We start from the raw sequence: 8045 nt of genomic DNA on the forward strand, positions 1-8045 counted from the left end.
TCATATTCTACTTTTTGAAGAGCACGATTAAAAGTGTTCAATTCACCTTGTATTCTCATTTAACCCTGACTCCTTTATTAATTTTTTTTCTAAAGCTAGCATCCCACGATGCAAGGTGGACTTAACCTTGCTTTCCGAACAATTCAATACTTCTGCTGTTTCAGTAATTGAAAAACCCTTTATTTTTCTAAGGATGATTACTTCTCGATGCGATTGTTTAAGTGCACTTAATGCTTCGTATAACTCCATAGAACTTTCTTTAAGCTGTACTACATTCTCAGGCAATAGTTTGGTATCAACTTGAGGTGGAAACAACTCTTTAAAAAAACGAATCGGCTTTTGTTTTCTTAAGTAATCTACCGTTGTGTTATGCGCGATCCTGAATAACCATGTCTTTTCACTAGAATTGCGATTGAAATTATGATAATACTTATATGCCTTAAAAAAAGTTTCCTGGGTTAAATCCTCAGCTTGCTGATAGTCTCTGGTGAGCATGAAAATAAACTTAAAGATTGTTTGATGATAGAGATCGTACCATTCATTTATATCTTCATCTCTGTAGTCAGCCATATAAATTCTCTCCCTGTAAATGAACTTAATACTTAGACGTGTGAGATTCAAAAAGGTTTTAGGAAATTTTGAATCTTTTTTTATATCGGATTAAATAGCTGAATATTTCTTATTGACTTCCTGGAAAATTCTGAATACAATACTGATTAATATCTTTAAAAAGCAATGAAGAGAAAAAGTAGAGTGCCACTGTTTTTTACAGAGAGCTTCGGCAGCTGAAAAGAAGCAAAAACAGACACTTGAAAAATGGTCTCTGAGCTCCGTACTGAACTTGCCTTTTGGCATAAGTAGGATACGGCGAGATTTGGCACTCGTTATCAATGTCACAGTATAAGAGCATGCATCACATGCTCCGTACTTGCTGAGGCAGATGGTGTGAACCATATGTGAAATAAGGTGGTAACACGTGGGATTCCAAACCTCGTCCTTAACTATTGCAGTTAAGGGCGGGGTTTTTTATTTTTTTCAAAAAGAGCCACGGATTCTAAGGAGGTCATTAAAAATGAGTATTTTCATCGGGGGAGCATGGGCATATGCTAATGGATCCTTGCATCTCGGACATATTTCCAGTCTGTTGCCGGGGGATATTTTAGCGAGATATTACCGTTTAAAAGGAGAAAAGGTTTTATATGTATCTGGCAGTGATTGCAATGGAACTCCAATTGCAATAAGAGCAAAGCAAGAAGGCGTGTCACCAAAAGAAATCGCAGACAGATACCACCACGAGTTCACAGATAGTTTTACGAAACTTGGTTTCTCTTATGATATTTATACAAGAACCGATACAGCACATCATCATACAGTCGTTCAAGAGATCTTTCTGATGCTGCTTGATAAAGGATTCATCTATAAAAAAGAAATTGAACAGACGTATTGTGAACAGGACCAGCAATTTTTGCCTGACCGGTATGTTGAAGGCATTTGTCCAAAGTGCGGGTCGAACGCTCGAGGGGATCAATGCGACCATTGCTCAAGCGTGCTGGAACCGCTGGATTTACTGGAGAGAAAGTGCAAAATATGCGGCAATCCGCCAACAACGAGAGCAACTCAGCATTTTTACTTTGCATTAAGCTCATTCCAAAACGAATTGGAGAAGTATACACAGAATGCCGAACAGAATCAGCTCTGGAGAGAGAACGCCATATCATTAACTAAGAGATACTTATTTGAAGGGCTGCAGGACCGGGCTGTTTCTAGAGATTTGCCTAATGGTGTATGTGTACCGGTAAAGGGTTTTGAAGACAAGAAGATTTATGTGTGGATCGAGGCGGTTTCGGGTTATTACACAGCAAGCAGGCTTTGGGCTGAAGAAACCGGTCAGGATGATGCAGAGTATTGGAATTCCGCCGTTAAGGCCTATTATGTCCACGGTAAAGATAATATCCCGTTCCATTCAATCATTTGGCCCGGGATTCTTCTGGGACTTGATATAGAAGCACTGCCAACCCACATCGTATCTAATGAATATCTCACATTGGAAAAGAAAAAATTGTCCACAAGCCGAAATTGGGCAGTCTGGATCCCTGATATCATAGAAAGGTACGACCCTGACTCAATCCGCTATTTCCTGACCATCAATGCACCGGAAAACCGGGATGCCGATTTTTCATGGAAGGAGTTCATTTATAGTCATAATAGTGAACTGCTTGGAGCTTATGGGAATTTTGTGAACAGAACATTGAAATTCATACAAAAGACATTTGGTGGCGTACTTCCTGAAAATGAGATTAACAAAGAAATAGTAGATAGAGTTAATCTTTTATACGAAGAAACAGGACAAAATATTGAAAGCACCAGCTTTAAAAAAGCACTGGAAAAAGTGTTTGAACTAGTGAGATACTCAAACAAATATTTCGATGAGCAACAACCATGGAAGCAGGTTCGTGAAGATACAGAAGCATGCAAACAGACTCTAGCAGACTGTGTATATATCATCGGAAATCTAGCCAATATCCTGTCGCCATTCCTGCCTTTTTCAAGCGAAAAGGTTAAAGGGATGCTGCAAATAACGAACCACACCTGGGAACCGTTATTAGTAAAGCCTCAAATATTAACTAAAGTAGAGCCATTATTTGAACGGATTGATCCGGATAGGATCGACCAAGAGCTGGAAGAGTTGAAAAGGTGTGAAAGAAGTTGATCGGTAATGTCCTGAATTAACATTATAGAATACTCAACGCTGGTTTTTGCGTATCTATGATTCGGGTAAATGCAGCGTAAAGGGGTGAAGCTTTTTATGCCATATGCCAAAATCGATGACTCTCTCTCACTTTACTATCATATAAAAGGTGACGGGCTGCCTGTTGTGTTCATTCATCCTTTTGTGATGGGGCACAATGTTTTTAAGTATCAGGAGGCACTATCCGATCGCTATAAGACGATCTTTTTCGACCTGGCAGGGCATGGCCGAAGTTCAAGGGGAAACAAGCCTGTAAGCATTGCGGGAATTGCAGAAGATTTGAAAGAGATGCTAGACGAACTAGGTATTGAAAAAGTAGTGCTCTGCGGCTATTCATATGGGGGATTGGTTGCCCAGGAGTTTGCATTGAAGTACCCTGAACGATCAGAAGCGTTAATCTTATCTGGCGGTTTTTCAAAAATTGATACTCTTATCCCAAAATTTATTATTAAGTTAGTGATGCTAATGGTCAAATTCGATCAAGTGTCTCTTGCTGCAAAATGGCAGGCAAAGTTTCATAAATATGATCCAAAAGATGAAAAAGAGATATTTGAATTAGCGTGTCGTTCAGATTCCCAACGTTCCTATGAGTATATCAAATCAGGCCTTCACTATGATTCCAGCAGCCAGCTTCATAAGCTGGATATGCCCATCCTACTTGTATACGGTTCTCTCGCAAAACCAATGCACCGTTACCGCATTCCTTTTCAAAAAAAAGCTCCCCAGACACAAGTGGTGTTTATAAAGAAAGGCACACATCAGCTGCCGACAAGGTCTTATCAGGATTTCAATGCGATTGTCGACACTTTTTTAAAACCGCTCAATGATAACAATAAGAAGGAAGCAGGACTGGGGTAGGTGGATATGAAGAAAATTTTTCTGTTGGTTGGGCCGACGCTTATGATTTTCATAGGGCTACAAGTGCTGGAGAGCGTTATCATAGCGTTTTTACTTTTCTATAGCTGGCTTCTGGCCGTCCCTTTGCTTGGCGCCGGAGTTCCCTGGGAAAGGTTCAAAACGACAAGCAAAGCTGTTATTTTGGGTATTGGGAGCGGGCTCCTCTTTTTCTTGTTCATTTTTGGAGGCTTAAACTGGCTGCATATTTATCTTTTAGATATCGATCAATTAAGGGTTTTGCTTTTGGAGTGGGGTTTTTCTGGACGCGGCGAGATTTGGCTCGTCCTGATCCTGCTGGTAGCTAATCCGCTTTTGGAAGAAGTCTATTGGAGAGGGTATATCTATGAGAAGCTGAAAATGGAAGGTAGAGCTGGGTATGCGATTTTGATGACCTCTGCTTTCTATACCCTGTACCATTTGCTTTCCGTGATTCCAATTTTCGAGGGTATATACGGTATGATAGCAGCTGTTCCAGTCTTTATTGCGGGCATGTTTTGGGGCTACATTAGAGAAAAAACTGGAACCATCACAGCAGCTATAATCGGACATGTATTGAGCGACATGGGCATCATTGGTGTTTATTGGTTTATCATCAGGTAATAAGAAAAGCGTAAGCGCATTGTTCAGCCCCGAAACGAACCCGAGCTGATCAAACTAACGCTTCGCAAGATACTCGAGGAAGCTCTTTCAAGGATGAAAACTGGCTAGACTCTGGAGCTGGACACTAACCTTAGTGAAGAAATATAAGACCGGGGCTAACCCGGTCTTATTCATTAACTCATCGCTTCAAACGTTTTGCAGTCTGTTTCCTTTTGGCTTTCTGCGGCTTCCCCTGAATGGCTGACTACATAAATTTTATCAGCACTGCATAAGTTGCCATGCTTCCAATAATGACAGTTGTTGACTTCGCACAATACATCTTTTGCCATTGCTGTACCACTCCTTTTTGGTTGATACAACCTTAGGATGCAACGAACTGGGGGTGACAATTCCAGCTAAAATTAGGTAGCTTCACGTTTGCTCTTTCGTCTTTTTCTGCCGCAAGTACCTTTTATCCTGCATGAACAGACTCCAAAAATAAATAAAGCCGGGAAAAAGGATTAAAAATCCGACAATGTATGTCGTGAAAACAGCCCGGAATGAGTTTGGGTCTGTAAAAGCGGATTGGATAGTTACTTCTGGATATACGATGTAAGGCAGATGAGCCTTCCCGTAAACATAGCTTGCTGCCAGGTATTGCAATGTGATCATGATGACTGCAAGCCTTGGAATTCCTCTGAGTGATTTATTATTTATCGACGGAATGATAAGTGCCAGACCCCCAATCAGAAAAAATATGACCGAAAGAATCAGAATGGAGAGGTCATCCATCATTTTATCGTAAATCCATGCTGCCTCCTCTCTTAATGTCAGCATGATTGCAAAAGCCATGATAAGCGAAATCGGCCCCATAATTAATGCATCACGCCTATATACATGATAAGCATGAAGTTCATCGGAGGCTTTGGAATAATCGGCAAGCAGCAGGGACGACAGGAATAGTGTACTGGCTACAGCAAAACCAATAAAAGAGTATACATTCAGGCTAGTAAACAGTCGGCCCAGATTCAGGTTCTGTGCTCCATCAGTAAAATACACAAAACCGCCATGTGTGATTGGCAGGACGCTGATCAGCAAGCCTGGAATCAGAATTCCGCTAATTCCAGAAATATAAGTGAGCACCTTCCGATAATCCTCAGCAATATTCGAAAAAACAAGGAAAGCGCTTCGCAGGGACAATAGCAGCAAAATCATACTGCCAGGAATCAGCAATACAGTTCCCAAGGTGTAAGCCGCTCTAGGGAACATGCTGTAAACAGCGACGACCAGCGCAACAATAAATGTATTCGTAACCTCCCATGTCGGCGACAGATAGCGGTTGGCAATATTCGTTGCTTTCGTTTTTGTTTTATTAATATAGACCATTGACCAGAACCCAGCTCCGAAATCCATCGTTGCCATAACAGCATAGATAAAAACGAATCCCCAGAGCACGGTTATGGCAGTTAGCGCGTCAGTCAAAACGGATCATCCTTTCACGTATTCGAACCATACAAAGGGATTTCTTTTTGCTGTGCCCTGTTTAAATCATCCAGAACCGTATTTCTCTTGAAGAAGTACCGAAGGACGATGATTTCCATGACACCCAGTAAAACGTAAACTCCGGCAAACAAGATAAACAAAATACCTAGGTTAGAGGCGGTTGTCGCAGCGTCTTCAGTTGATAGAACATGGTAGATCACCCAGGGCTGCCTGCCTGTGCAGGCAAAAACCCAGCCAAATTCAATTCCGAGCATTGCAAGTGGCCCTGTGGCTACAAAAAGCCACATTAGAAATTTGGGAAATTTGTCTTTTTTAAAGATTTTGTTCCACACAAAGGCAATCATGGAAAGTGTTATCAACAGCATCCCCACACCGACCATTGCATTAAATAGTGTATGAATAAACAGTGGAGGCCAATGCTCCTCGGGAAAATCGTTCAGTCCTTTTACTTCGGTATCAAACGAATTGCCCGCAAGAAAGCTTAATGCCCATGGAATCTCAATCCCCCATTTGACTGATTCCGATTCCCTGTCGGTGAAGCCGCCAATAGCGAGTGGCGCATATTTCTGTGTCTCAAAAAGCCCTTCAGCACCTGCCAGTTTTTCAGGCTGGTATTCATGAAGGTATTGAGCGGCAGAATGGCCATTCACTGCCGTCAGGATGGAGAAGATTCCGCCGATGATCAAACTGGCCATGAGGGCCTTTTGATGGAATCTGTATACTTTTGAGCCAAAATCACTTCTTAACATCTTATAGGCAGCCACAGTGGCGATAATAAAGGCGCCTGTCATGTAGGCAGTAACAACGACATGTCCGGCTGTTACCGCAAAACTTGGGTTAAAGAAGGCTGCCCAGGGATCAATGTCGACCAACTCACCGTTTTCAACGCGGAAACCTCTTGGTGTACCCTGGAATGCATGGACATTCGTAATCAGTACTGCCGAAGCAAGAGCGCCGAGAGCCACAAGGGTTAGGCTTGCAATCCTCATCCAAGGTGAGATCCTGTCAGCTGCGTAAACATAGATAGACATGAATAAAGCCTCGATAAAAAAAGCATAAATCTCTATTTGGAATGGAAGCGCCATTACTCTGCCGACGACCTCCATAAATCCTGGCCATAGGAGGGAGAGCTGAACTCCTGCTATCGTACCAGTAGGAATGCCGACACCTAGTGTTACTGCAAATGCTTTTGTCCATCTTTTGGCCATGACGGCGTAATCGATGTCATTTGTTTTCTGGTAGAGAAGTTCTGCCGCCAGAATCATCAAAGGCAGTCCTACCCCAATTGTTGCATTGATAATATGGAAACCCATTGTCGTTCCAAACAGTGAACGGGCAATTAAAATATCATCCATCATTTAACTTCCTTTCCGTAATATGACTTTCAATATTGTTTTCATTTTTATAGATAATATGTGCTGTTTTTTTAGGACAATAAAAAAGCCTCCCTAGGTATGGGAGGCAAATACATTATTCATTTAACGCTTTTCCAAGTGTGGTGATATTTTTTTCCATTAACGTGAAATAGGTTTCGTTATTTTTAAGGTCTTCGTCGGTCAATACAGAAAGATTGTGGAGTGTCAGCGATTTTGCGCCGATTTCATCCTGGATCATTTTTGCCAGCTTGGAATTAAAGTTTTGTTCGTTCAATACATATTTGATCTTTTCTTCTTTCGCATGTGAAATCAAATTTTGAAGCTCCTTTTGAGACGGCTCGTTTGTAGTTGATTGGCCAGAAATGCTGATTTGCTGGATTCCGTAACGCTCCTCCCAATAACTAAAGGCAGAGTGTGATACAAGGATTTCCTTGCGCTTAGCTGAGCCGATAACCTCAGAAAACTCCTTATCAAGGTCCTTAAATTGCGCAGTGAGCTTGGTATAATTTTGTTCGAAAGTATCTTTATGCTCAGGCATTTGTTCTGCTAACTGTTCTTTGATTGCAAGAGCTAGATCGTTTGCGTAAATCGGATCAAGCCAAACGTGCGGGTCAAAATCTCCGTGACCATGCTCATCCTCATCTGCATGTCCTTCTTCATCATGACCTTCTTCAGCTGAGCCATCGCTGTGTGCTTCGTCTTGGTGTTCGCCATTCTCATCGAAATGCAAAGATTCACCAACCGGTACCATTTTTACATCTTCGTTCTTAAGTGTCTTATTCGCTTTATCAACGAAACCTTCAAGCCCCAGGCCGATATAGAAAAATAAGTCTGCGTCTGCCAGTGCCATCATATCTTTTTGGGAGGGCTCGAATGTATGCTCATCTGCTCCCGGTGGGTAGATGGTTTCAACATTTACATACTCACCGCCAATTTGCTGA

8 protein-coding genes and 1 other annotated feature are annotated in these 8045 nt (G+C 41.8%); of the genes, 3 read left to right on the forward strand and 5 right to left on the reverse strand.

Annotated features, from left to right (window positions below; genetic code table 11):
- Positions 1-42: 42 nt before the first annotated feature.
- Positions 43-570, reverse strand: a complete 528-nt coding sequence (locus tag ACH0QE_RS12615; protein ID WP_415800997.1) for an RNA polymerase sigma factor — start codon at positions 568-570, stop codon at positions 43-45.
- 156 nt (positions 571-726) lie between these two features.
- Positions 727-1002: a binding site (T-box leader), on the forward strand.
- A gap of 70 nt (positions 1003-1072) precedes the next feature.
- On the opposite strand from ACH0QE_RS12615, the gene metG reads away from it, so the two are divergent.
- The 3 genes from metG to ACH0QE_RS12630 all read left to right on the forward strand — a co-directional run bounded on the left by metG (position 1073) and on the right by ACH0QE_RS12630 (position 4246).
- The gene (gene metG, locus ACH0QE_RS12620) at positions 1073-2710 is read left to right on the forward strand and encodes a methionine--tRNA ligase (protein ID WP_415800998.1); all 1638 of its coding nucleotides are present in this window, start codon (positions 1073-1075) and stop codon (positions 2708-2710) included.
- Positions 2711-2806: 96 nt separating this feature from the next.
- Positions 2807-3607, forward strand: a complete 801-nt coding sequence (locus tag ACH0QE_RS12625) for an alpha/beta fold hydrolase (protein ID WP_415800999.1) — start codon at positions 2807-2809, stop codon at positions 3605-3607.
- A 6-nt stretch (positions 3608-3613) separates the two neighbouring features.
- Complete coding sequence (locus tag ACH0QE_RS12630) at positions 3614-4246, forward strand: CPBP family intramembrane glutamic endopeptidase (protein WP_415801000.1); 633 nt, start codon at positions 3614-3616, stop codon at positions 4244-4246.
- Positions 4247-4419: 173 nt separating this feature from the next.
- On the opposite strand, the gene ACH0QE_RS12635 is transcribed toward ACH0QE_RS12630, so the two are convergent.
- The 4 genes from ACH0QE_RS12635 to ACH0QE_RS12650 form a co-directional block, all read right to left on the reverse strand.
- On the reverse strand, positions 4420-4575 hold the full coding sequence (locus ACH0QE_RS12635) for a DUF1540 domain-containing protein (protein WP_415801001.1): 156 nt from the start codon (positions 4573-4575) through the stop codon (positions 4420-4422).
- A gap of 82 nt (positions 4576-4657) precedes the next feature.
- Positions 4658-5707, reverse strand: coding sequence for a cytochrome d ubiquinol oxidase subunit II (locus ACH0QE_RS12640; protein ID WP_415801002.1), 1050 nt, complete (start codon positions 5705-5707; stop codon positions 4658-4660).
- Between the two features lie 14 nt (positions 5708-5721).
- Positions 5722-7083 carry a cytochrome ubiquinol oxidase subunit I gene (locus tag ACH0QE_RS12645; protein ID WP_415801004.1) on the reverse strand — a complete coding sequence of 454 codons (1362 nt, stop codon included), beginning with the start codon at positions 7081-7083 and terminating at the stop codon, positions 5722-5724.
- A gap of 115 nt (positions 7084-7198) precedes the next feature.
- Positions 7199-8045 (reverse strand): metal ABC transporter solute-binding protein, Zn/Mn family (locus ACH0QE_RS12650; protein ID WP_415801003.1); only part of this gene is annotated, 847 nt, incomplete at its 5' end.

Origin of the sequence: Mesobacillus sp., from assembly GCF_047739415.1 — a bacterium.
Lineage (GTDB): Bacteria > Bacillota > Bacilli > Bacillales > Cytobacillaceae > Mesobacillus.